Genomic DNA, 20,461 nt, shown 5'->3' with positions numbered 1-20,461 from the left:
GCCACGCCCGGGCCCAGCTCCCGCAATAACCCATCAACGATCTAGGCCGTGTTTTAGAAGTCGTTGGCTTGGCTGGTTGGTAGTCCGGGGAAGTGGCGACCAGCCAGCCAGATGATGAGGTCATGGGCGATGTCGTTGATGCTGGCCGACGTGGTGACCTCGTGCTCGTTGCGGGTGGTGTCCCGGCGGACGATCTCGTAGCCGCCCTCTTCCCGGACTGCTACCGAGGCGAACCAGAGGGGGTCGTCCTGGTCGGGCTGGATGACGACGAAGGTGTTGTCGGAGTCGTTGAGGTCACTGATCAGCATGAACAGCGAGTCCTCGGACGGGTCGTCGACGCGGTCGCCGTTCTCGCTGTCGGCACCGTAGTAGCCAGCCCCCATCTGCGGCTTCTCCCCTCGCCCCGCTCACCCTGGTCGCGGTCAGCATGGCATGGCCGGGCGACCCCTCCAGCAGGTCACAGCCATTCGCCGATCGCCGCGACCAGAACGGTGGCCTCGAAGCGGACGGCGAGCTTGTCGAACCGGGTGGCCACCGCGCGGTTGCGCTTGAGCCGGTTGATCCCGCACTCCACTGCGTGACGGGCTTTGCAGTCCTCATGGTCGAAGGCCGGAGGCCGTCCGCCGGCCTTCCCGCGTCGTTCGCGGTTCCTGGTCTGGTCGGCCGGTTCCGGGATCGTGCTGCCGATCCCGCGTCTGCGCAGGTAGGCCCGGTTGGCGCGGGAGGAATAGGCCTTGTCGCCGCGCACCCGCAGCGGACGAACACGAGGGCGGCCGAGTCCCAGGCGGGGAACCCGTATGCCTTCCAGGACGGCGGTGAACCGCGGACTGTCACCCCGCTGCCCCGCGGTGACCAGCCCAAGGGCCGCCGGCCCTGTCACAGCAGTCCCTGGCGGCTGGCTTCTGGGAACGAACATTCCCGTCAGTCAGACGGTGGAGATTTATCGGAATACTTGTTTTCTGGAAATAGAAAATCTTTAATGGTGGGGCTGGTGTGACGACGCGAGGAGCGAGAGCGGATGGACGCGGGGACCGAGGTGGACGCCGGGCAGGAGGAGGCGGCGCCGGAGGCGCGGGCGTGCCGGTACTGCGGGAAGCCGGTGCCGCAGCGGGCGGGGCGGGGACGGCCCCGGGAGTACTGCGCCGGCACCGACTGTCAGGCGCGGGCCAAACGGGACCGGGAGCTGCGGCGGTCCGTACCGGGACTGGAGGGGGCGCTGGCGCGGGCCGAGGACCTGTACGAGCGGATGGAGCGGGGGCTGGCGGCCGCGGTCGCGCCACTGGCGCAGGCGCTGGAGGCGGAACTGTCGCCGCGGGGGGTGGAGGCGCGGATCAGCGCGGTCCGCGCCGAGGCCCAGGCGCAGGTGGCCGCGGCGATGGCGGCGCGTGAGGAGGCCACCGAACGGGCCGTGCGGGCCGAGGAGGAGGCACGGCGGGCCCGCGAGCAGGCCGAGGACGCGCTGCGCAGGGCACGGGAGACCGAGCGGGAACGGGACGCGGCACTGCGTTCCGCCGAGGAGGCCAAAGCCGAGGCACGCGCCGCCGCCGAAGAGGCCGAGCGTACGGTGACGGCGGTGCGCCGCGAGGCCGACGAGCGGATCGGCGCCGTCCGCCGAGAGGCCGAAGAAGCCGTCGCGCAGGCCCAGGCGGCCGTCGCGCAGGCGGCCGAAGAGGCCGAGCGGGCCCGGCGGGACGCCGCCGAGGCGCGGCGGGCGGCCGACGCCGCCGAGCAGCGGGCGCAGCAGGCCGCACGGCAGGCGGCCGAGGAGGCCGAACGCGCCCAGCACGCCGGACGGCAGGCGCGCCAGGCCGCCGAAGAAGCCGCCGAGGCACGCCGGGACGCCGCCCGCGCCGACCGGGAACTGGCCGTCGAACGTGCCCGCGCCACGGCGGCCGAGCAGGAACGCGACCGCGCCGAGGACCGCGCCCAAGCCGCGGAACAGGCTCGCCACCAGGCCGAAGAACGCGCCCGCACCGAACAGGCCCGCCGCGCGGAGGCGACCGCCGACGCCGAACGCGCCCGCGAGGCCGCCGACCGTTCCCACGCCCGGGCGGCCGACGCCGAGCAGCAGCTCCAGCGGCTCCGCCACGAACTGGACGAACTCCGCGTGACCCTGCGCGCCGAGCAACTGCGCGCCGCCGAGCTGGAACGCGACCGGGACCGCGCCCGCGCCGAGGCCGCCGCCCAACGCGAACGCGCCGTCGCCGCCGAACTACGCGCCCGCCACGACCCACCACACGCGGAGTGACCCCCGGCACCGGCCGGGCCATGCGCAACGTTGCGCGCCACCGCCCTGCCGGCGCCCCCCCTTCGGCAAGTCCGGCGCCTGAGGCTTCGGGGTGCTCGCTGCCGAGGAAGATGACGGCCTGGCCGGCTCCCAACGTCGCACATGCTGAACGAAGCCCCGATGGCCTCCATGATCGTCCCCGAGTCCCCGCTCTCTGCCTCTACCGGCCCGCTCCGCGCACACCGTGGCCGCCCGGGGGCGGCTCCATACCGCCGGAGCCGCCCCCGGACGCGGCGTGTTTCGCGCGGATGCTTGAGGGGATCGCGCGCCGCGGCTACATCCCCGCTAGTCCCCGGCCATCACGGTGAAGGTGAATCCGGCGCTCGTCGGACGGCGCAGCGGAATGTCGCACTTGATCCGGCGTCGTACCTCGTTCCTGCTGAGGCCGAGCCCTTGCGCGATGAGCCGGTCCGGGCGCACCGGTACCGGATCCTCGAAGACGACCTCCACCTGGACCGGCCACGCCTCGTCGGGCCGTGCCGGCGGGGCGTCCAGCCGCCAGGCCCCCGTCCAGTCCAGGGTGAAGCGGTTGCGCCGGGCGAACAGCGGATCCAGCAGCCTGGACGCCACCAGTTCCGGATCGTTGACGCGGTAGCCGTGGATCTCGGCCGGATCGAAGGACCTGACCGGCGCTCGCTCGTGCACGGTGAGCTTGCTCGTCCGATCGCAGGACACGCAGCGGACCAGCAGCCACACGTCCAGCAGCTTGCCGTTGGCGTTGACGCGGAACCTGCCCTCGCCGGTGGTGGCCGACTCCGACCGGCAGTCCGCGCACCGCAACGACAGCAGAGGCAGCCTGGTCCGGCGAACGACCCAGGGCAGCACGATATGAGGTTGTGAAGACATGAGCTCTCTAGACCTGACACGAGGCCGATTGCGCGCGGCCTCAAACGCCGTACGACCGGGCGCACATGGGCAGCCCGGCAGAGCCGACGAGAGGGTCGGCTACAGGTGAGCGGAAGAAGGTGTCAGGTCTAAAGAGCAGGCGGGGTCACGCGGTCTTGTCCTCTGTCCTCACTGCGACGGGGTCGCAGGCAAGCTACGGGAACGCGGAAGGAAGGCTCAAACGGTTTTCCGGCCGAAACTCCGTCAGTGCCACCGGGACCCCTCAGCGGCGAAGGCGATGGTGTCGTCGAGGCCCGGCCGGTGGCCGTCGCTGGTGTCCACGGTGAGGGTCGGCAAGGCTCCGCGTCAGAGCGGGGTGAGGACGCAGAACTCGTTGCCCTCCGGGTCGGCGAGGACGGTCCACGGCACGTCGCCCTGGCCGATGTCGATGTCGCTGGCGCCGAGAGCCCGCAGCCGGGCCGCCTCCGCCGCTTGATCGTCACCGGGGTACGGCCGCAGGTCGAGGTGGACGCGGTTCCTCACGGTCTTCACATCGGGCGTGCGGAGGAACTCCAGATACGGCCCGACGCCCTGGGCGGAGCGCAGCACCGCATGCTCGTCGGTCACCTCGTGCACGGTCCAGTCCATCGCCTCGCCCCAGAACCGGGCCATGGCCCGCGGATCCGTGCAGTCGACCACCACCGCGGCGATCGGCCCGGTGTCCCGGTAGATCGATCGGGGCTCCAGCACACAGAACTCGTTGCCCTCGGGGTCGGCCAGGACCGTCCACGGAACGTCGCCCTGGCCCACGTCGGCGGGCGTCGCGCCGAGATCCTTCAGGCGCGCGACCAGGTCCGCCTGATGGGCCGCCGAGGTGGTGGCGAGATCGATGTGCACGCGGTTCTTCACCGTTTTGGGCATCGGGTCGGCAACGATGTCGATGCAGACGGCGGTGGGGTCGGGATAGTCGAAGCCCACGGGCTCGAGGTTGGTCACGCCGGGTCCCTCGCTGGAAACCCCCCAGCCGAGCGCCTCCGCCCAGAACCGGCCGAGCGCCGAGTCATCCCGAGCCTTCATATGGATCTGAACAAGCCGCGTCGTCATGCCGCCGATCCTATGCCCGCGTGGATCAAGGAACCGCCCGCATGCGCCTGCCGCAGGCGGGGTCGTCCGCGACGGCCGGAACCCCGTTCCGGGCATCCCCGCATCCACCGACAAGCACCGCCCGGCTGTGGGGCCAGGATCGGGATCGGTCCCCTACGAGTCGGCTGGCGGCTGAGGCGTGTCGATGGCGCTGGGGGCCAACAGCGCACGGCAAAAAGAAAGGGCAAGGAGATTGCCGACTCCTCGCCACTTTCAACTTATAGCGCACCGGGGGGCTTGCGGCAAGACCCCGGTCGTGCCGCAGAATCGCCGACCGAAACCGGAACTTGCGGAAACGGGGGGTTCGTGTTCGACGTGATCATTGCCGGTGGTGGACCGACCGGGTTGATGCTGGCCGGCGAGTTGCGGCTGCACGGCGTGCGCGTGCTGGTGCTGGAGAAGGAGACGGAGCCGACCAGGTACGTCCGCGCGCTCGGCCTGCACGTGCGCAGCATCGAGGTGATGGACCAGCGCGGTCTGCTGGAGCGGTTCCTCGCGCACGGCCGGCGGTACGAGCTCGGCGGGTTCTTCGCCGGCATCGCCAAGCCCTCCCCCGACCGGCTGGACACCACGCATCCCTACGTGCTCGGCATCCCGCAGACCATCACCGATCGCCTGCTGGCCGAGCGCGCCGCCGAGCTCGGCGCCGAGATCCGGCGCGGCCACGAGCTGGTCGGGCTGAGCCAGGACGAGGACGGGGTGACCGCCGAGCTGGCCGACGGCACGCGGCTGCGCTCGCGCTACCTCGTCGGCTGCGACGGCGGCCGCAGCACGGTGCGCAAGCTGCTCGGCGTCGGCTTCCCCGGCGAGCCCGCCAAGGTCGAGACGCTGCTGGGCGAGATGAAGGTGACCGAGGATCCGGCGACGGTCGCCGCCATCGTCGCGGAAGTCCGCAGGACCCAGCTGCGGTTCGGCGTCACTCCCTTCGGGGAGGGGGTGTACCGCGTCGTCGTGCCCGCCGAGGGGGTGGCCGAGGACCGCACGGTCCCACCGACCCTCGAGGAGTTCAGGCAGCGGCTGCGGGCGGTCGCCGGCACCGACTTCGGCGTGCACTCACCGCGCTGGCTGTCCCGGTTCGGCGACGCCACCCGGCTGGCCGAGCGCTACCGGGTCGGCCGGGCGCTGCTGGCCGGCGACGCGGCGCACATCCACCCGCCGGCCGGCGGGCAGGGCCTCAACCTCGGCATCCAGGACGCGTTCAACCTCGGCTGGAAACTGGCCGCCGAGATCGGCGGCCGGGCCCCGGAGGGGCTGCTGGACAGCTACCACACCGAACGGCACCCGGTGGCCGCCGACGTGCTGGACAACACCCGCGCGCAGATGGAGCTGATGTCCACCGAGCCGGGGCCCCGGGCAGTGCGCCGACTGGTGTCGGAACTGATGGACTTCGAGGAGGTGAACCGGTACCTGATCGAGAAGATCACCGCGATCGGGGTCCGCTACGACTTCGGCGAGGGGCACGACCTGCTCGGCCGGCGGATGCGGGACGTGGGGCTGAAGCGGGGACGCCTCTACGAGCTGATGCACGGCGGCCGCGGACTGCTGCTCGACCAGACCGGCCGGCTCTCGGTCACCGGCTGGGCCGACCGGATCGACCACGTCGTCGACGTCAGCGAGGAACTGGACGTGCCCGCCGTGCTGCTGCGGCCGGACGGCCACGTGGCCTGGGCCGGCGAGGACCAGCAGGATCTGCTCGACCACCTGCCCAGATGGTTCGGCGCCCCCGTCCGGCGCGGATGATGCACCGGCCCCTTGAGCCCGGGGCGTTTCCAGCACGCTGAAGGCGCCCCTCCGGTGCGGGTTGCCGGTGGGGCGCCTCGGCGTTGGGGCGGGTGGTCAGGCGCTGACCGCCTTCTTGTAGAGGCGGGTCGCCAGCGGGACGAACACGATCAGCATGACGGCGATCCACAGCAGTGACGCCGGGACGGCGTGCTGGATGGGCCAGGCGTCGGAGGTCTTCATCGCGGTGCTGGTGTTGCCGAACAGTTCGCGTGCGGCCTGGGTGAAGGTGGAGACGGGGTTCCACTCGGCGACGACGCGCAGCGGCGTGGGCAGTTCGGAGCTGTCGAGGAATGCGTTGGAGATGAACATCAGCGGGAAGGAGACCATGGTGGCGATGTTGTTGAAGTTCTCCGGCGTGCGCAGGGCCAGCGCGACGGTCGCGGTGACCCAGGAGAACGCGTAGGCGAACAGCAGCAGCAGCCCGAAGCCGAGTACGGCCTCCTGCGGCGAGGTGTGCACCCGCCAGCCGACGATCAGTCCCATCACCGCCATGACGACCAGGCTGGCGAGGTTCATCAGCAGGTCGCTGACGGTCTGGCCGATCAGCACCGCGGACGGGGCCATGGGCAGCGAGCGGAACCGGTCGAAGATGCCCTTCTGCAGGTCCAGGGTGAGCGTGTACCCGGTGGTCTGCGCGCTGATGAGCACGGCCTGGACGAAGATGCCGGGGAGCAGGAACTCCCGGTACGACATCCCCGGCACGTCGATGACGCTGCCGAAGACGTAGGCGAACATCAGCACGAACACGATCGGGAACATGACCGCGGCGCCGAGCAGGTCCGGCGACCGCCTGATCTTCAGGGCGTTGCGCTTGGCGATGGTCCAGCCGTCGGCGATGGGCATGGTGAGCGCGTTCATCGGGTGGCCTCCTGGGCCTGCGGGCCGGCGCCGGACGCCCGGTGCCCGGTCAGGGTGAGGTAGACGTCGTCGAGGGTGGGTCGCCGCAGCCCGGCGTCCCGCACCCGGACTCCCGCGTCGGCGAGCCGGCCGAGGATCTGGCGGAGCGCCTCGGGGCCGTCGGTGACCGGGACGGTGATCTGGAGCGATTCCGGCACGGTCCGCATGGCGCCGACGGCGAACCAGGCCAGCGTCTGCCGGGTGGTCTCCAGCTCGGCGGCGTCGGTCACGGTCAGCTCGATGCGGTTGCCGCCGACCCGGTCCTTGAGCTCGTCGGCGGTGCCGCGGGCGATGGCGCGGCCGTGGTCGACCACCATGATCTGGTCGGCGAGGCGGTCGGCCTCCTCCATGTACTGGGTGGTGAGCAGCAGCGTGCTGCCGCCCGCGACGAGTTCGGAGATGGTGTCCCACAGCGCGGCGCGGGCGCGGGGGTCCAGGCCGGTGGTGGGTTCGTCCAGGAACAGCACCGGCGGGTCGGCGACCAGCGCGCCGGCCAGGTCGATGCGGCGGCGCATGCCGCCGGAGTAGCCCTTCACCGGACGGTCGGCGGCGTCGGTGAGGTCGAAGCGTTCGAGCAGCTCGCGGGCGCGGGCCTTGCTGCGCTTGGCGCCCAGGTGGTAGAGGCGTCCGACCATCTCCAGGTTCTCGGCGCCGGTGAGGTGCTCGTCGACGGCGGCGTACTGGCCGGACAGCCCGATGTGCGCGCGCAGCCGCCGGGCGTCGCGGACGACGTCGTATCCGGCGACGGTGGCGCGGCCGCCGTCGGGGTGCAGCAGCGTGGTCAGGATCCGTACCGTCGTGGTCTTGCCGGCGCCGTTCGGGCCGAGCAGGGCGAGCACCGTCCCTTGCGGGACGGAGAAGCTCAGCCCGTCCAGGGCGGTCACCTCGCCGTATCTCTTGACCAGTCCTTCGGCTGTGATCGCGTCGCTCATGAGGGGTCTCCTTGCTGGTGTCCGGGGGTCAGGACCGGTGGACGGCGATGTCGCCCCAGTTGGTGTGCGCGTGCACCTCGACGACCGTGTCGCCGGTCTCGGGGCCTTCGGCGGCGATCAGGGTGTTGCGCACCACGCCGTTCTTGGAGTGCAGGTCCAGCCAGGCGGCCGTGCCCTCGGCGATCCCGACGTCGACCTTGCCGTGGCCGCCCTCCAGGCGGACGGTGCCGCTCACCGCCGCGCCGATCCGGATCCGGCCGTGCGCGGTCTTGGCGGTGAGGTCGCCCACCACCCGGTCGATGGTGATGTCGCCGGTGCCGGTCTTCATCTGCAGGTCTCCGGTCGCTTCGCCGAAGGTGATGGCGCCGGTGGAGGCCTTCAGAATGCCGGGGCCGTCGATGGTCCCGATCCGGATCGACCCGGTGGAGGTGGTCACCTCGGCGGATCCGGTCACCCGGTCGACGGAGATGTCACCGACGGAGGCCTTGGCCTCCAGGGGGCCGGTCTCTTCCAGGCGGACGTCGCCGAACAGGCTGCGCAGGACCGTCCGACCGAGCGGGCCGGTGGCGATGAAGTCCGCGGCGACCTCGGCCGCGACGCGGGAGCCGGCCGGCAGGTCGACGGTCACGTCGATGGAGCCGCGCCAGTTGCGCAGTTGCCCGAGGATGTTGGGCTTGGGACCCTTGACCAGCAGCCGTCCGCCGGAGAACTCGACGATCGTCCGCTCGGCGGCCTGCACGCTCGCCTCGGTGGACGGGTCGGTGGGGTGCACCTCCACCACGGTGTCGGTCCGGTCGCTCGCGTGGACGCGGACCTGGCCGGTGTAGATCTGAATGTCGGCGGTGATCGGTTCGGGGGTGTCGAAAGCAGGCATGGCGGAGCCCTCCTCACGGGTCCGGTGCGATATCCCGGCCTCGGGGCCGGGCGATGAGTGGTGACGGGTAATGGGGGCCCGGGCGGGTGCCGCTAACGCACCCAGCCGGTGTAGCTGCGCCCGCTCGGGGGCTGCTGCGGCCGGTCGGCGGGACGACTCCCGGCGCCCGGCTCGAACGCGGCGGATATGGCGCGGACCAGCCAGGCGTTGACCGAGATCCCCTGCCGGCCGGCCGCCTCCTCCACGCGCAGCTTGAGGTGCTCAGGCAGCCGCAGGGTCACCCGCGCGGTGCCGCCCTCCTCACCGGCCGGCGGCCCGGCGGGCGGCGCCGTCTCCGCCCCGCCGACCGCGCCCTCCGAAGACGGCCCCGGCTGCGGCGGCGTCACCACGAACTCCGGGTCGCCGCCGCGCAGCCGCACGTCGACCGAACCCGGTGCGAGATCGCGGGTGATCTCGTCCGCCGCCGCTGACAACGCCTCCAGCAGGGTGAGCCTGGCGGCCGATTCGAGGACGCCGGTGAGGCGCTCGGCCAGCGCGCGGGCGTCCGGGCCGCCCGCCTCGGCGGCGACGGCGAGCTCGCGGCGGAGGTTCTCCACGTACGGCATCAGGTCCATGCCTCAACTATGACGCCATCATGACGTCACGTCAACCGGCTAATGACGTCAGTGCGCATCGAGATGATGTCATGCGTGGTCGTCCGACCGCCCGGACATGCCGTCTCAGCGGTCTCTCCTCGAGCAGGCCCAAGCCGCCCTGTGATGACGGTGACTGTGTGTCTCGCATGAGTGCGCGATGTTCACGGACGAGTCGTCCGGCACCTGCAGGAGCCGGGCTGGTGCGATCACCGGCGGCGGGACCCTCTCACCGCCGGCTTGCGCCCGTTCCTTGATGGCGGGGATCGCGTGTATCGCGGGCGTATCGAAAAGCGCATACGCCACCGCAACGGCTCTCCCTCTTCAGTGGAGGCATGAACCACAGCGCATCACTGTCAGCGCCGGCCCGTCGTACGCCCAGGATCGCGCTCGTCAGTCCGGCGATCCTCGGTGCGGCGATCGCCGGACTGATGCTCCGCCCGGCTCTCGCCGACCGGGACCGTGCGTACGGCCCGACCCTTCGGCGGTGAGGTGTGGCCAATCCCCCCTTGGCGATCAAAGCGCGCGTCCTCGCGACCGTCACCCGGCTCATCGCGGTGCTGCTGGTGCCGATCGCCTTCTGCCTCGCACCGGGCCGCGCCCGCTTCCTGGCCTGCCAGTGGGCGTTGGGCCTGCGCTTCCCCGCCGAGGATCTCCGCGGGCTGACACCGGAAACGCTGGCGGCGTTCACGCACGCGCGAGCCGAGGCGTTCTGGCGCGACGGACAGCTGATCGGCCTCACCTACGACAACGAGTGGTGGCACTTCGAGTACCGCACGGTCGAGCCGATCCGGCTGCCGCATCCGGCTGCCGCGGCCTGGCTGTGCGAGCACGGTGCCGCGTACGGGCTGTGTCGGATCTATGACAATGAGCCCTGGCATGACGAACTGCGCCCCGATGCCGTCGACGACGGTCGCCCGCCGATGTACGCGGATCCGGCTGAGAACCCGAGGACGCAGCCGTGAATCGGGCTCCGGACGCGCTTCAGCGTCGATCAGGCACCTTTCGACCCCCGACCTTGCAGACGCTGCCTGCGGCCGTGACCGCGAACGTGGCCGAGATCCGCGCGCGGACTCCGAGCACGATCATGGCCGTGGTCAAAGCCGACGGTTACGGCCACGGCGCCGTCACGGTCGCCAAGGCCGCCGTGGCCGCCGGTGCCGGGTGGCTCGGGACGACGAGTGTCGCGGAGGCCTGCGCGTTGCGCGCCGCGGGGTTGGCGGTGCCGATCCTCACCTGGCTGCACCCCTCCGGGATCGACGCCGAAGCGGCAGCGGCCACCAGGGTCGATGTCGCGGTCGGGTCGGTGGACGAGCTCGGCGCGCTTGTTGCGCAGGCCGCGTCGCCGGTGCGGGTTCACCTGCATGTGGACACCGGAATGTCGCGTGGCGGCTGCCCCCGAGGGCAGTGGGACGAACTGATCGGTCTGGCCCGGCGTGGTCAACGGGCTCGGAGAATCCGCGTCGTGGGTGTCATGGGGCATCTTCCGCTGGCCGACCGGGCCGACCCCGCGGCGAACGCGCCGGCGGTCGCCGCAATGCACGAGGCGCTGAAAGCGGTCCGGGCGGCGGGGCTCGGTTCGCCGCTTGCCCATCTCGCGGCCACATCGGGGACGCTGACCGACCCGGCGACACATTTCGGCATGGTCCGCGTCGGGGCGGGACTGGTCGGCATCGATCCCTCCGGGACCGTGGAGATGCACGGCGCGTCCCGTCTGACCACACCGATCGCGCACACGACGGCGGCCCCGGCCGGCGTGCCGGTCGGTTACGGCGGCACGTACGTCACCGATCGCGCCACCCACCTGAGCGTCCTGCCCGTCGGATACGCCGATGGGATCCCGCGCGAGCTCTCGCCCCAGGCCGGCGTCGAGATCCGCGGGCGCCGTTTCCCGGTCGTCGGACGGGTCTCGATGGACCAGATCGTGATCGACACCGGTGCCGAGTCCTTCCCGGTCGGCACGTCCGCGACCGTGTTCGGCCCGGACGGGGGCGCGACCCCGACCATCCAGGACTGGGCTCGCTGGGCCGGGACCATTCCGCACACCATCGTCACCGGCATCGGGCCGCGCGTGAAAAGGAGCACCGCATGACACGGCGGATCGTGGTGATCGGCGGCGGACAGAACGCCGAGCACGACGTTTCCCTGGCCACCGCCACAGCGGTCGCGCAGGCTCTGCGTTCCGGCGGATTCGACGTCGACGAGCTGACCATCGACCGCGACGGGACGTGGCGGCGAGGAGCCGACGCGCTCGGGTCGCAGGCCATCACCTCCTTGGCGGCGGCACTGGACGTCATCGAACGCGCCGACGTCGTCTTCCCCGCGGTCCACGGCCCGTGCGGCGAGGACGGGACCCTCGCGGCGCTGTGCGCCCTGACGCACACGCCGATGGTCGGCTCGGGCCTGCGCGCCGGAGCGGTCGGCATGGACAAGTGGGCGACCAAGCTCGTGGCCGAAGCCGTCGGGATCCGCACCGCTCCCGGCCGGCTGGTGGCGGCGGCGGAGATCGCCGACATCGGGTTCGAGACGGATGTGGTGGTGAAGCCGGCCTCGGCCGGGTCGAGTTTCGGTGTCGCCCTGGCACGCGACGCCGCCCAGCTACGGGAGGCGCTGCGTGGCGCGGCGCGCTTCGACGACCGGATCCTGATCGAGGACGTCGTCGAGGGCCGGGAGATCGACGTGGCCGTCCTGCGCGAGGCCGACGGCCGTCGATGGGCGTCGCCGCCGCTGGAGATCCAGGCCAACGGCCTGTTCGACACCCGGTCCAAGTACGACGGTTCAGCCCGGTTCACCGTGCCCGCCGACCTCGACGGCGCGGACCGGGCGGCCCTGACCGGGGCGGCGCTGCGGATGTTCGACGCGCTCGGCTGCGCCGGTGTCGCCCGCATCGACTTCTTCCTCACCGACCACGGCCCCGTCCTCAACGAGGTCAACACCATGCCCGGGATGACGGCCGCCTCCCAGGTGCCCAGAATGTTCGCCGCAGCCGGACTGCCCTACGAGCAGCTGGTCGCGCGCCTGGTCGACGCCGCCACCGTGCCCGGACCCGCGAGCCCGGGATCTGAGCGTGTGAAGCCATGACCCGGCCGGCCCGGCAGACGTCGCGAAAGGCAGAGGAGATCACGGTCACCGTGCCGGGGTCCGGTTCGCATACGTCGGCGATATGCCGTGCCGCCTAGGCTTCGGGTATGCGCGTGCTGATCGTGGAGGACGAGCCCTACCTGGCCGAAGCCGTCCGTGACGGTCTCCGGCTGGAGGCGATCGCCGCCGACATCGCCGGCGACGGCGACACCGCCCTGGAACTGCTCGGCATCAACTCCTACGACATCGCGGTCCTGGACCGCGACATCCCCGGCCCCTCCGGCGACGAGATCGCCCGGCGCATCGTCGCCTCGGGCAGCGGCGTCCCGATCCTCATGCTCACCGCCGCCGACCGGATCGACGACAAGGCCTCCGGGTTCGAGCTCGGCGCCGACGACTACCTCACCAAACCGTTCGAGCTTCGGGAGCTCGTGCTGCGGCTGCGGGCGCTGGACCGCCGGCGCGCGTACGCCCGGCCCCCGGTGCGCGAGATCGCGGGCCTGCGGGTGGACCCGTTCCGCCGGGAGGTCTTCCGCGACGGACGCTACGTCGCGCTCACCCGCAAGCAGTTCGCCGTGCTCGAAGTCCTCGTCGCCGCCGAGGGCGGCGTCGTCAGCGCCGAAGAGCTCCTGGAGCGGGCCTGGGACGCCAACGTCGACCCCTTCACCAACGCCGTCCGCATCACCGTCTCCGCCCTGCGCAAACGACTCGGCGAACCATGGCTCATCGCCACGGTGCCCGGCGTCGGCTACCGCATCGACACCGGCCTGGACACCGGCGAGGGCACCGCCCGCCCCGGCGGCACTCATGAATAGACGCCCAGGGCTCAGCGCCCGGCTGAAACTCACCCTCAGCTACGCCGGATTCCTCCTGCTCGCCGGCGCCCTGCTGCTGGCCGTGGTCTGGGTGTTCCTGCTGCGCTACGTACCCGACCGCCCCATCATCGCCCTCGGGTTCGTACCCAACCGCTCCGACCTCCTGCGCGCCTTCGTTCCCCGCGCGGCCCAGGCACTGGCCTTCCTGCTGGCGTTCGGGCTCCTGGGTGGATGGATCCTCGCCGGCCGGATGCTCGCACCACTCACCCGGATCACGGACGCGGCGCGGATGGCCGCCAACGGGTCGCTGTCCCACCGGATCCGCATGGAGGGCCCCAACGACGAGTTCCGCGAACTCGCCGACGTGTTCGACACCATGCTCGAACAACTCGAGTCCCACATCACCGAACAGCAGAGGTTCGCCGCGAACGCCTCCCACGAACTGCGCACCCCGCTGGCGATCGCGCAGACACTCCTCGACGTCGCCCGCAGCGACCCCACGCGGGACCAGGCACAACTCCTCGAACGCCTCTACACCGTCAACACGCGGGCGATCGACCTCACCGAGGCCCTCCTGCTGCTCAGCCGCAGCGACCGCAGGAGCTTCACCCGCGAGCCCGTCGACCTGTCCCTCATCGCCGAAGAAGTCACCGAAACGCTGCTCCCCCTGGCCGAAAAACGCCAGATCACGCTCAACGTCACCGGCGAGACGACGCACACCGTCGGCTCTGCGGAGCTCATCCTGCGGATGATGACCAACCTCGTCCAGAACGCCATCGTCCACAACCTCCCCACCGGCGGCACCGTAACGGTCCACACCCAGTCGCAGCACGACGCGAGCGTGCTGCGGGTCGAGAACACCGGCCATCGGGTCCCACCGGAACTGGTGCCGACCCTCATCGAACCCTTCCAGCGCGGAACACAACGCATACGCACCAACGAGCACGCCGGCATCGGCCTCGGGCTGGCCATCGTGCACAGCATCGTCCGAGCGCACAACGGGACCCTCGACCTCACACCCCGCCCCGGCGGTGGTCTCCTCGTCACGGTCCGGCTTCCCCGCACGCCGCAGGCATCGCCCCCGAACCGGGCCCACTAGTGCCGCATCAGGCAACGTTTGCCCGGTTGACGACCCGGCGCAGGTCGGGGTCGCTGGTGTGTCGGTTGCGCCAGGCGAGGTAGCGGCGGATCATGCTGCCCTGCTCGCGGTGGCCGGCATGGTCGGTGCCGTCCAGGGTGAAGCAGCGCAGGGCCGTGAACTGGGCCTCGATGCGGTTCAGCCAGGATGAGTTGGTCGGCGTGCAGGCGATCTCGACGTTGTTTGCCGCCGCCCATTGGCCGACCCGCTTGTCGGCTTCGGTGGTCAGGTGCGGGCTGAATCCGCAGCAGCCGCTGCCCCCGGTCGTCATCGAGTTCACGGACCCGCACCCGGTCGGACATGCCCGCAGTCTGAAGTGGTCACGCCCGCCGGCCCAGGAGGTCGACGGGCATGTCTGTGATGGGCGTGTCTGGGGCGCCCTGATTCAGTCGATGACCGCGGTGGCTTCGACCTCGACCAACAGATCGGGTTCTCCCAGCGCCGCAACGCCCAGCAGCGTGATCGGCTTGACCGGGTCGATCCCCAGCTTCGCCGCCGCCCGGGTGACGCCCTCTCCCAGCAGCGGCATCTTGTCGGGTGTCCAGTCGACGACGTAGATGGTCAGCTTGGCCACGTCATCGAAGGATCCGCCGACCTCGGCCAGGGCGGTGCCGATATTGAGATAGGCCTGCTCGACCTGAGCGGCCAGATCTCCTTCGCCGACTCGTCGCCCCTCGGCATCGCGGGCCACCTGGCCCGCCAGGAACACCAGTTTCGACCCGGTGGCGATCGACAGTTGGCGGTATACGTCGGGTTTCGGCAGCCCGTCGGGGTTGACCAGCGTCACGGTCATGTCCGCTCCTTGAGAACCGGCACAGACGTGTTCTGCGCTCCCCGAAAACATAGCAATGCTATGTATTGTGATGCCATGGTGAGGATGAAAGATCCGGCGGTCCGCTCCCTGCTCATCGACCGAGCCGCGCAGATGCTCACCGCCCGGCAGCCGGTCACGCTCCGCTCGCTGGTGGCCGGAACCGGCGTCTCGACCATGGCCGTCTACACCTACTTCGGCGGCATGGACGGCCTGTGGACGGCAATGCGTCAGGAAGGCTTCACCCGCCTGGCGGCCCGGCTCGCCGCGGTCGCGCCGTCGGAGGATCCGGTACAGGACCTGGCCGCCCTCGGCGCCGCCTACCTGTCCAACGCCCTGGCCAGCCCAGATCTCTACCGGGTCATGTTCGACGCCGGCTTCGAACTCCAGGACGCCGCGGCCGCCGATGACACGCTGCACTGTCTGGTTCGGGCCGTCGAACGGGCCATGGCCGCCGGCCGCTTTCGCGGCGACATCGACCCGCTGGAGCTGGCCACGCAGAGCTGGACCATCGGTCATGGACTGGCATCACTGGTCGCCACCGGCCCCCTGCCCCGTCAAGCGCTCGCCCATGGCGTGCCGCTGCTGATCGCCCTGTTCACCAGCGCAGGCGACGACCCCGAACAATGCCGCCGGTCGGTTGAACATGGTTGGCGCCCTGTGACATCCGATCACTGCTCCGAACACCCCGACACGGTGTCAACGGATGTCTCGCCTCGATGACAACAACTCTGAATCGCGGGCGAAGAACATCACGAGGACCAAGTACGGGGGGCGAACGTTGCCTGATGCGGCACTAGATCGTTGACGGGAAATCCGGTGGCCGGCTCCGCCGTCCGCTTGGGCGGCCCCGTCTGGACCTGCCGGTGGATGCGCGTCCCGCCGCTGCGGTTCACAGGCGTTCACGGTCCAGGGCAGATGTGCGGCCGTGACGGCGAGCTCGGCCTGGATGCCGGGGATCGCGTGTATCGCGGGCGTATCGAAAAACGCATACGCCGCCGCAACGGTCCTCCGTCTTCAGTGGAGGCATGGACCACAGCGGTCCGTGCCGGGGGCATGCTGCCCCGGCCTCGGAAGGTGACCACGAAAAGGAGAAGGCCATGGCTGATGACGGTGGATGGGACCGGCGTTCGCTGCTCCGGGGCGCCGCCGTGGTGGCCGGTGCCGCCGCGACCGCGCCGCTGCTGGGCAAGGCGGCCACGGCGCAGGCCGACGGCGGTGACGCGGACGCGTTGTTCAGGGCCGGGAAGTTCGAGCAGGCCGGCCGGGCCTACGAGGAGATCCTGAAAAATGATCCCGGCAACGTGCACGCGGCCCGCCAGCGCGGCTATGTGGGGCTGCTGGCCAACAGGTTTCCCGACGCCGAGAAGTACCTCAAGATGGCCGTCACGCTGGCGCCCGACGACAGGGAGGCCAACCGGTTCCTGGGCGACTGCTACATCCGGCAGGACAAGTTCTCCCTCTCCGTGCCGCACTGGCAAGCGGCCGGCGAGAACGGCTACGCCAAACTGTTCGCGGCATTCCGCGGCGAGCCGTATCAGATCCACGGCGACATCGCGCGGGTGCCATGGAAGCAGATGGACCCGAGCCCGCTGGTAGAGGCCTCACTCAACGGCGGACCGCCGAGGAGGTTCTCGTTCTACACGCGCCTCGCGTCGCTGAACCTGTCGCAGAAGGCGGCCGAGGAAGCCGGGCTGCGCGCCGTGGTCGAGGAACAGTTCGAGCACGAGGGCAGAACCGTGACGAGCTACTCCGGGGTGCTGGACTCCTTCAAACTGGGCGGCATCGAACTGCGCAACATCCCCGTGAGCTGGTCGGACGCAGAGGACGGCGCAGAGTCGTTGGGGGACGGATTGATCGGTACGTGGATCCTGTACCACTTCCTGACCACCGTCGACTACGCGGGCCGGTCGCTGATCCTGCGCCGCCGGACCCCCGAAACGGCCAGGCAGGCACGCGCCGACGCCGAACGGGCGGGAGCCGAGCCCCTGCCGCTGTGGCTGGCCCATGAGCACCTGCTGTTCAGCAGGGGCAGCATCGCAGGCTCCGGCGCACGGGTGGTGGGCCTGCATATCGGCGGGCCCGGCGAAATGGCCGCGGGCATCACCGAGGAAACGGCCAAGCAGTTGCGGATCCGCACCGACTACGACCGCCCGCGGGAGGCTTTTGCCGGGGGCCGGCCGATCGTCAGCCACCCCTGCTACCCGAAGGAGATCCGCCTCGGCAACGCCGCCGCCAAGGACGTCTACTGCTACGCGAACAACCGGTCCGCGCTCGGCCGCGAGGGGTTCGAGGTGGTGGCCCACTTCTCCCACAGCTTCTACAAGCCCTACAACGTCACCCTCGACTTCACCGACATGAACGTCTACATCGCCCCCGGCAGGGCCACCTGATCGCCGCGACCGCACGGGCGTCCCGGGAGCCGCTCCGCCAGGGGGCGAGAGTGACCCGGAGGTAAAGGCCCGGCTCACACCGGACGGGATCAGGTGCCGAGCTCCCGGTGGCGCCGCTCATGTGAAGGCGGCGACGCCCTCGTATTCGCCTTGGCGTGCTTGGCCGGTCACCTCGTATTCGAGGAGCAGCAGGCCGTTCGGCGTGGCCTCGTGGTGGAGCAGGCGGAGGCCGGACGGGGTGCCCGCGCCGGTCAGCAGCCGCCGGCCGGTCCGGAGGACGGCGGGGGCGATCACGAGGCGGAGCGTGTCGATCAGGCCCGCCGACAGCAGTGCGTCGCCGAGGCGGGCGCTGCCGTGGATCTGGAGTTCCCGGCCCGGCCGTGCCTTGAGTTCGGTGACCGCGTGGACCGGGTCGCCGTTGAGGACGATCGTGGGGTTCCAGGTCCCTTCGGTGAGGGTGTTGGTCACGACGTACTTCGGCAGGGTGTTCATCCGCTCGGCGAACGGGTCGGCCGGGTCGGTGATCTTCGGCCAGTCGCGTGCGAACGCCTGGTAGGTCCGCCGTCCGAGCAGCAGGCCGTCGGCGAGGTCGAGCCAGTCGGAGACGCGCCGGACGAACGTCTCGTCCATGTGAGGGACGAGCCAGCCGCCGCGGGTGAATCCGTCGCCGGTGTCCTCGGCCGGCGAGCCGGGTCCCTGGCTGACCCCGTCGAGCGTGACGAACTCGGTGAGGGTGATCTTCATTGCATGTTCTCGGTGAGTGCGGCCAACTGGGCGGCGACCGTCCCCCAGCCCTCGGCGAAGCCGAGCTTGTCGTGATGAGCGCGGGCCTCCGGGTCGCCGTGCCGGACGACGACCCGGTAGTGCGTGCCGTCCGGGTGATCGGTCAGCGTGATCGCGGCGGTCATCGCGACCGGGGCGGGGCTCGCGGGACGCCACGCGCTGTCGATCGCGTTGGTGAACACGATCCGCTCGAGTTCGTCGACGGCGAGGAAGCACGCGTCCATGTGCGGGACGAACTCGCCCCCGTCGTCGCTCAGCCGCGTCACGAACGCCCCGCCGGGCCGCAGGTCCAGGCGGTCCACCCGGCAGCGGGACGGCGCCGGGACCCACCACCGCTCGAGCCGGGACGGGTCGGTCCAGGCGCTCCACACGGTCGCGCGCGGGGCGCGGATGATCCGCTCCAGGTCGAGATCGAGGTCACGGTCAAGGTTCATTGCCGGTTCTCCTCCGGGTCGGTGACGAACTGTTCGAGGCGGTCGGTGCGCTCCTCCCAGATCCGGCGCTGCTCCGCGAGCCAGTCGTCGACCAAGGCGAGCCGTTCCCGGTTGAGCACGCAGGTGCGCACCCGGCCGGACTTGACCGTGCGGATCAGCCCGTTCGATTCGAGCGTCCGCACGTGCTTCATGAACGAGGGCAGGGTCATCGGGAACTCGCGGGCGAGGTCGCCGACGCTCGTGGGCCCGTGGCCGAGGCGCCGGACCACGGCGCGCCGGGTCGGGTCGGCGAGGGCGAGGAACACCCCGTCGAGCTGCGCCGAATACTGTGCCATACGGCTAAGTATCCGGCCTCACAATGGTTAGCGCAAGGGCTAAGTGTCGAGCCGCGCAGATGATCACGAATCGTGACGGCCTGGCAGGTGAACCGCCCATCAACTCTCAGGTTGACGCTCGTAGCGGGCGGCGATCGCGGCGGCGCGGTCGCGCAGGGCGGTGCGCAGCCACTGCGGGGCCAGCGCTTCCGCGTTCGTGGCCAGTTGCCACAGCGCCCATTCGGCATGTCTGGGATCTTGGAAGGTCACCTCCAGCCGCAGCCAGCCGTCTGCGTCGGCTTCTTCGGCGCGGACGGCCAGCGCGGTGCCCACCAGGTCCTCCCGCCGCGCCGGGTTCACCCGTACCAGCACGGTGACCTGGTCGCCGCCGGTCCGGAACCGCATGCTGCGTTCCTGCCAGGCCCGGTCCAGATCGACCCGGTCCGGTCGCTGCGCGGGTTCGGCGAGTTCCTCGGCGGCCAGGATCCGCGACAGCCGGTAGGTGCGGTCCGCGCCCGACCTCGTGGCCAGCAGGTAGCCCTGGCCGCGTACGGTGACCAGGCCGATCGGGTCCACCGTGCGCCACTTGGGGGCCTGGTCCACGGCCGCGTAGTGGATGCGCAGTTTGTGTCCGGCGAGCACCGCGCGCCGGACCTCGGCCATGACGGTGTCGGGCACCTCCTCGGTGACCAGCCGGCGCGAGAGCAGATCGGTCTCGGGGTCGATGAGCAGTCGCCGGGCCGCGCCGGCCGCGGTGTCCCGATGGCCTTCGGGTAGCGCGTCGACCACTTTGAGCATGGCCGAGGCGAGCGCCGCGCCGAGGCCGAAGGCCTGCGCGCCGCGCCGTGATCCGGCGATCAGCAGGGCGAGTGCTTCGTCGTGGTTCAGTCCGGTGAGCTCGGTGGAGAAACCGGGCAGCAACGCGAAACCGCCGTGCCGGCCGCGTTCGGCGTAGACCGGGACGCCGGCCGCGGACAGCGCCTGGATGTCGCGCAGCACGGTGCGGGTGGAGACCTCCAGCTCGCGGGCCAGCGCGGTCGCGGACAGCCGACCGTGCCGGCGCAGCAGCAGCACCAGCGAGACCAACCGGTCGGCGCGCATACGAGGATTCTGCCGGAATACCCGACACGGCATGTCGTGATTCGCTGGGAGGCTTCATGGAGGGGGGCCCGGGACTCTACTGGTCGGTAGTAACGCTAGGACTGGTCCGTGGTTCAGCGCGGTTTGTTGCGACCGAGAGTAATTTTGTGATCACGTCTGCCGCTAGCGGCCGGTAGTCACCTGAGGGGCCCATATGGTCACGCTTCGTGGCCCATGAGT

At 70.8% G+C, this 20,461-nt stretch carries 22 protein-coding genes and 1 pseudogene; 9 read left to right on the top strand and 14 right to left on the bottom strand.

What is annotated here, in order from left to right; translation table 11 throughout:
- Positions 1-53 precede the first annotated feature (53 nt).
- On the bottom strand, positions 54-383 hold the full coding sequence (locus tag HNR21_RS23065) for a hypothetical protein (protein WP_182706830.1): 330 nt from the start codon (positions 381-383) through the stop codon (positions 54-56).
- Positions 384-457: 74 nt separating this feature from the next.
- Positions 458-871 (bottom strand): annotated as a pseudogene (locus tag HNR21_RS23060) (transposase); the annotation flags it as partial.
- A gap of 147 nt (positions 872-1,018) precedes the next feature.
- On the opposite strand from HNR21_RS23060, the gene HNR21_RS23055 reads away from it, so the two are divergent.
- Positions 1,019-2,248 carry a hypothetical protein gene (locus HNR21_RS23055; RefSeq protein ID WP_182706829.1) on the top strand — a complete coding sequence of 410 codons (1,230 nt, stop codon included), beginning with the start codon at positions 1,019-1,021 and terminating at the stop codon, positions 2,246-2,248.
- A 324-nt stretch (positions 2,249-2,572) separates the two neighbouring features.
- Here HNR21_RS23055 and HNR21_RS23050 read toward each other — a convergent pair whose 3' ends face one another.
- Together HNR21_RS23050 and HNR21_RS23045 are read right to left on the bottom strand one after the other, a co-directional pair.
- A complete protein-coding gene (locus HNR21_RS23050; RefSeq protein ID WP_312881188.1) occupies positions 2,573-3,112 on the bottom strand; it encodes a DUF1062 domain-containing protein in 540 nt (179 codons plus the stop codon).
- 366 nt (positions 3,113-3,478) lie between these two features.
- Positions 3,479-4,216, bottom strand: a complete 738-nt coding sequence (locus HNR21_RS23045) for a VOC family protein (RefSeq protein ID WP_182706827.1) — start codon at positions 4,214-4,216, stop codon at positions 3,479-3,481.
- Positions 4,217-4,561: 345 nt separating this feature from the next.
- On the opposite strand from HNR21_RS23045, the gene rox reads away from it, so the two are divergent.
- Complete coding sequence (gene rox, locus HNR21_RS23040; RefSeq protein ID WP_182706826.1) at positions 4,562-5,995, top strand: rifampin monooxygenase; 1,434 nt, start codon at positions 4,562-4,564, stop codon at positions 5,993-5,995.
- Positions 5,996-6,091: 96 nt separating this feature from the next.
- On the opposite strand, the gene HNR21_RS23035 is transcribed toward rox, so the two are convergent.
- The 4 genes from HNR21_RS23035 to HNR21_RS23020 all read right to left on the bottom strand — a co-directional run bounded on the left by HNR21_RS23035 (position 6,092) and on the right by HNR21_RS23020 (position 9,354).
- Entirely contained in the window at positions 6,092-6,895 is an 804-nt protein-coding gene (locus HNR21_RS23035) for an ABC transporter permease (RefSeq protein WP_182706825.1), read from the bottom strand.
- Positions 6,892-7,866, bottom strand: coding sequence for an ATP-binding cassette domain-containing protein (locus HNR21_RS23030; protein WP_182706824.1), 975 nt, complete (start codon positions 7,864-7,866; stop codon positions 6,892-6,894). The genes HNR21_RS23035 and HNR21_RS23030 overlap by 4 nt, the downstream gene beginning before the upstream one ends.
- 28 nt (positions 7,867-7,894) lie before the next feature.
- Positions 7,895-8,740 carry a DUF4097 family beta strand repeat-containing protein gene (locus tag HNR21_RS23025; RefSeq protein WP_182706823.1) on the bottom strand — a complete coding sequence of 282 codons (846 nt, stop codon included), beginning with the start codon at positions 8,738-8,740 and terminating at the stop codon, positions 7,895-7,897.
- Positions 8,741-8,832: 92 nt separating this feature from the next.
- Positions 8,833-9,354, bottom strand: a complete 522-nt coding sequence (locus HNR21_RS23020) for a toxin-antitoxin system HicB family antitoxin (protein ID WP_182706822.1) — start codon at positions 9,352-9,354, stop codon at positions 8,833-8,835.
- A 527-nt stretch (positions 9,355-9,881) separates the two neighbouring features.
- Between HNR21_RS23020 and HNR21_RS23015 the strand changes: the two genes are divergently transcribed.
- The 5 genes from HNR21_RS23015 (at position 9,882) to HNR21_RS22995 (ending at position 14,367) form a co-directional block, all read left to right on the top strand.
- Positions 9,882-10,337 (top strand): M15 family metallopeptidase domain-containing protein, encoded by a 456-nt coding sequence (locus tag HNR21_RS23015; RefSeq protein WP_220500266.1) that lies wholly within the window; start codon positions 9,882-9,884, stop codon positions 10,335-10,337.
- Between the two features lie 74 nt (positions 10,338-10,411).
- The gene (gene alr / locus HNR21_RS23010; protein WP_220500265.1) at positions 10,412-11,464 is read left to right on the top strand and encodes an alanine racemase; all 1,053 of its coding nucleotides are present in this window, start codon (positions 10,412-10,414) and stop codon (positions 11,462-11,464) included.
- Positions 11,461-12,453, top strand: coding sequence for a D-alanine--D-alanine ligase family protein (locus HNR21_RS23005; protein ID WP_182706819.1), 993 nt, complete (start codon positions 11,461-11,463; stop codon positions 12,451-12,453). The genes alr and HNR21_RS23005 overlap by 4 nt, the downstream gene beginning before the upstream one ends.
- 107 nt (positions 12,454-12,560) lie before the next feature.
- Positions 12,561-13,268 (top strand): response regulator transcription factor, encoded by a 708-nt coding sequence (locus HNR21_RS23000; protein WP_182706818.1) that lies wholly within the window; start codon positions 12,561-12,563, stop codon positions 13,266-13,268.
- Positions 13,261-14,367, top strand: coding sequence for a sensor histidine kinase (locus HNR21_RS22995; protein ID WP_182706817.1), 1,107 nt, complete (start codon positions 13,261-13,263; stop codon positions 14,365-14,367). The genes HNR21_RS23000 and HNR21_RS22995 overlap by 8 nt, the downstream gene beginning before the upstream one ends.
- Before the next feature lie 7 nt (positions 14,368-14,374).
- Here the strand turns inward: HNR21_RS22995 and HNR21_RS22990 are convergent, their stop codons facing one another.
- Both HNR21_RS22990 and HNR21_RS22985 read right to left on the bottom strand, forming a co-directional pair.
- The gene (locus HNR21_RS22990; protein ID WP_246446643.1) at positions 14,375-14,686 is read right to left on the bottom strand and encodes a hypothetical protein; all 312 of its coding nucleotides are present in this window, start codon (positions 14,684-14,686) and stop codon (positions 14,375-14,377) included.
- Positions 14,687-14,791: 105 nt separating this feature from the next.
- Positions 14,792-15,199, bottom strand: coding sequence for a RidA family protein (locus tag HNR21_RS22985; RefSeq protein WP_182706816.1), 408 nt, complete (start codon positions 15,197-15,199; stop codon positions 14,792-14,794).
- 75 nt (positions 15,200-15,274) lie between these two features.
- On the opposite strand from HNR21_RS22985, the gene HNR21_RS22980 reads away from it, so the two are divergent.
- Together HNR21_RS22980 and HNR21_RS22975 are read left to right on the top strand one after the other, a co-directional pair.
- Positions 15,275-15,940 carry a TetR/AcrR family transcriptional regulator gene (locus HNR21_RS22980; RefSeq protein WP_220500264.1) on the top strand — a complete coding sequence of 222 codons (666 nt, stop codon included), beginning with the start codon at positions 15,275-15,277 and terminating at the stop codon, positions 15,938-15,940.
- Between the two features lie 377 nt (positions 15,941-16,317).
- A complete protein-coding gene (locus tag HNR21_RS22975) occupies positions 16,318-17,610 on the top strand; it encodes a tetratricopeptide repeat protein (protein WP_182706815.1) in 1,293 nt (430 codons plus the stop codon).
- A gap of 117 nt (positions 17,611-17,727) precedes the next feature.
- Here HNR21_RS22975 and HNR21_RS22970 read toward each other — a convergent pair whose 3' ends face one another.
- The 4 genes from HNR21_RS22970 to HNR21_RS22955 form a co-directional block, all read right to left on the bottom strand.
- Positions 17,728-18,354 (bottom strand): dihydrofolate reductase family protein, encoded by a 627-nt coding sequence (locus tag HNR21_RS22970; protein WP_182706814.1) that lies wholly within the window; start codon positions 18,352-18,354, stop codon positions 17,728-17,730.
- Positions 18,351-18,827 (bottom strand): SRPBCC domain-containing protein, encoded by a 477-nt coding sequence (locus tag HNR21_RS22965; RefSeq protein ID WP_182706813.1) that lies wholly within the window; start codon positions 18,825-18,827, stop codon positions 18,351-18,353. Before HNR21_RS22965 ends, HNR21_RS22970 begins: the two co-directional genes overlap by 4 nt.
- On the bottom strand, positions 18,824-19,162 hold the full coding sequence (locus tag HNR21_RS22960) for an ArsR/SmtB family transcription factor (RefSeq protein ID WP_182706812.1): 339 nt from the start codon (positions 19,160-19,162) through the stop codon (positions 18,824-18,826). The genes HNR21_RS22965 and HNR21_RS22960 overlap by 4 nt, the downstream gene beginning before the upstream one ends.
- Before the next feature lie 99 nt (positions 19,163-19,261).
- On the bottom strand, positions 19,262-20,242 hold the full coding sequence (locus HNR21_RS22955; protein WP_182706811.1) for a helix-turn-helix transcriptional regulator: 981 nt from the start codon (positions 20,240-20,242) through the stop codon (positions 19,262-19,264).
- Positions 20,243-20,461: the final 219 nt, after the last annotated feature.

This window comes from Thermomonospora cellulosilytica (assembly GCF_014138835.1).
GTDB classification, from domain to species: Bacteria; Actinomycetota; Actinomycetes; order Streptosporangiales; family Streptosporangiaceae; genus Thermomonospora; species Thermomonospora amylolytica.
This window is presented reverse-complemented; position numbering and strand designations above follow the sequence as displayed.